The organism is Blautia sp. CGZ-1-C1, assembly GCF_056504575.1.
Window position 1 is genome coordinate 1 of sequence record NZ_JBWLUT010000170.1, and the last position, 2,726, is coordinate 2,726.

General features: G+C 46.1%; 4 protein-coding genes. All 4 read left to right on the forward strand.

Annotated features, from left to right (window positions below):
- Nucleotides 1-466: electron transport complex protein RnfA (locus AC058W_RS15645; RefSeq protein WP_479390295.1), on the forward strand; the 466-nt coding region annotated here is incomplete at its 5' end.
- Nucleotides 467-479: 13 nt separating this feature from the next.
- Nucleotides 480-1,271, forward strand: coding sequence for an RnfABCDGE type electron transport complex subunit B (locus tag AC058W_RS15650; protein ID WP_117677353.1), 792 nt, complete (start codon nt 480-482; stop codon nt 1,269-1,271).
- A gap of 174 nt (nt 1,272-1,445) precedes the next feature.
- Entirely contained in the window at nt 1,446-2,054 is a 609-nt protein-coding gene (gene ruvA, locus AC058W_RS15655; RefSeq protein WP_117845857.1) for a Holliday junction branch migration protein RuvA, read from the forward strand.
- A 31-nt stretch (nt 2,055-2,085) separates the two neighbouring features.
- Nucleotides 2,086-2,726 (forward strand): Holliday junction branch migration DNA helicase RuvB (gene ruvB, locus AC058W_RS15660; protein WP_479390296.1); only part of this gene is annotated, 641 nt, incomplete at its 3' end.

The window sequence follows — 2,726 nt, forward strand, 5'->3', positions numbered from 1 at the left end:
AGCAGCCGGTATGGGCGGCGCGATCATTTTCGTTATCACACTGTCATCTTTTGTGACAGGTATCATTTATAATGCTATTCTGGTTCCTACAAACCTGACTTATCTGCAGACAATCGTATTTATCCTTCTGATTGCTGCACTGGTACAGTTTGTAGAGATGTTCCTTAAGAAAGCAATGCCTTCTCTGTATCAGGCACTTGGTGTGTATCTTCCTCTGATCACAACAAACTGTGCTGTTCTCGGTGTTGCCCTTACAAACGTACAGAAAGGATACAATATCCTTCAGGGAACAGTTAACGGATTTGCAACAGCAGTCGGCTTTACGATTTCTATCGTGCTGATGGCTGGTATCCGTGAGAAAATCGCATACAATGACATTCCAAAATCCTTCCAGGGATTCCCTACAGTTCTGCTGACAGCCGGACTGATGGCAATTGCCTTCTTCGGATTTTCAGGACTGATTTAAGGAGGGGACTGGTATGAATATAGGAGCAATTATCGCGGCAACTGTACTGGTTGCGGCAGTAGGCCTTTTTATCGGTATTTTCCTTGGAGTGGCCGGTAATAAATTTGCTGTGGAAGTAGATGAGAAAGAAGTAGCCGTACGTGAGGCTCTTCCTGGAAATAACTGTGGTGGCTGTGGTTATCCTGGCTGTGATGGTCTGGCAGCAGCAATCGCAAAGGGTGAGGCACCTGTAAACGGATGTCCTGTAGGTGGTGAGCCTGTCGGCAAAGTGATCGCAGCAATCATGGGACAGGAAGTTGTTGAGACAGCCCGTCAGGTTGCATATGTGAAATGTGCAGGCACCTGTGAGAAGACAAAAGATAATTATGAGTACACAGGCGTGGAAGATTGCGAAATGATGGCATTCATTCCTGGTGGCGGAGCGAAGGCATGTGCATTTGGATGTCTTGGATTCGGAAGCTGCGTGAAGGCCTGTCCGTTTGGTGCGATTGATGTAGTGAACGGTGTGGCTGTGGTTGACAAAGAGGCATGTAAGGCGTGCGGTAAGTGCGTTGCGAAATGTCCGAAACATCTGATCGAGCTTGTTCCTTATGATCAGACTACATTTGTACAGTGTAGTTCTCATGCAAAAGGTAAGGCTGTTACTTCTGCCTGTGAGGTGGGATGTATCGGATGTAAGAAGTGTGAGAAGACTTGTCCGAATGGGGCAATTACGGTTGATAATTTCTGTGCACATATAGATTACAGTAAGTGTACAAACTGCGGAGCCTGCAAAGAGGCTTGCCCGAGACATATTATTCAGTGATTATGGAGAGAACTGCTATGGGAAACTATGGCAGTTCTTTTTAAATAATGTCCTGCGCTGTACTAGAAAAAACTAAATAAATTTATTTCAGGAATTCGAATATATGTTTGCGTTCTGGTAGGGGATGTGTTATGATGGTTCAGAAGTGATGAAGATGGAAACGGAGGAAGCATTATGATTGCATTTGTTCGTGGAACGGCGGTGGATATGACCGAGAATTCTGTCATTGTTGAGGCAGGGGGGATCGGATATGAGATATATATGACGGGTACGGATCTTTCGCAGATTCATATGGGAGAGGAAGTGAAGATTCATACTTATTTTAATGTGAGAGAGGATGCCATGCAGTTGTATGGTTTCAGGTCTAAGGATGATTTGCAGATGTTTAAGCTGCTTCTGGGCGTGAACGGAGTAGGTCCGAAGGCGGCTGTTGGAGTTCTGGCGGGAATTACTGCGGATGAATTGAGATTTGCGATTCTTTCGGATGATGTGAAGACTTTGTCTAAGGCTCCTGGAATTGGTAAGAAGACAGCTCAGAAATTGATTCTTGAGTTGAAGGATAAGATGAAGCTGGAGGATGCTTTTGAACTGAAGCTGGCTCATGAGCAGGAGAAGGCTGTTGCGGGACTTGGAGAGATTTCGGATGGCAGACAGGAAGCTGTGGAGGCGCTGGTTGCGCTGGGTTACAGCAGTACAGATGCACTTCGCGCTGTGCGTAAGGTTACGGATGTGGCACCGGATGATGTGGAAGGACTGCTGAAGGCTGCGTTGAAGAATTTTTAAGTGATTGTTGAAAGGTCAGGAGCAGTATTAAATGGAGAAACGTATTATAACTACAGATGTGACGGAGGAGGATTTTTCGCTTGAGGGGAATCTTCGTCCGCAGACTCTGGATGATTATATTGGTCAGGAGAAGACTAAGAATACTTTGAAAGTATATATAGAGGCTGCCAAGCAGAGGCATGATGCGTTGGATCATGTGTTGTTTTATGGTCCTCCGGGGCTTGGTAAGACGACGCTTTCCGGTATCATTGCCAATGAAATGGGAGTTCATATGAAGGTGACTTCCGGTCCTGCGATTGAGAAACCGGGGGAGATGGCGGCGATTTTGAATAATCTGCAGGAGGGAGATATTCTGTTTGTCGATGAAATCCATCGTCTGAACAGACAGGTGGAAGAGGTGCTTTATCCTGCGATGGAGGATTATGCGATTGATATTATGATTGGTAAGGGTGCCTCAGCCAGGTCGATTCGTCTGGATCTGCCTAAGTTTACTCTGGTAGGGGCAACTACGAGAGCAGGACTTCTTTCTGCACCGCTTCGTGATCGTTTTGGTGTGATGCACCATCTGGAATTTTATACGCATGAGGAATTACAGACGATCATTATCCGTTCAGCGCAGGTTCTGGGAGTGGAGATCGATGAGAAAGGTGCTGCGGAGATTGCCAAGAGATC

What these genes read in the sequence shown, in the direction of transcription:
- AC058W_RS15650 (WP_117677353.1), top strand. Translation starts at nt 480, where the DNA reads ATGAATATAGGAGCAATTATCGCGGCAACTGTACTGGTTGCGGCAGTA.
- ruvA (WP_117845857.1), top strand. Translation starts at nt 1,446, where the DNA reads ATGATTGCATTTGTTCGTGGAACGGCGGTGGATATGACCGAGAATTCT.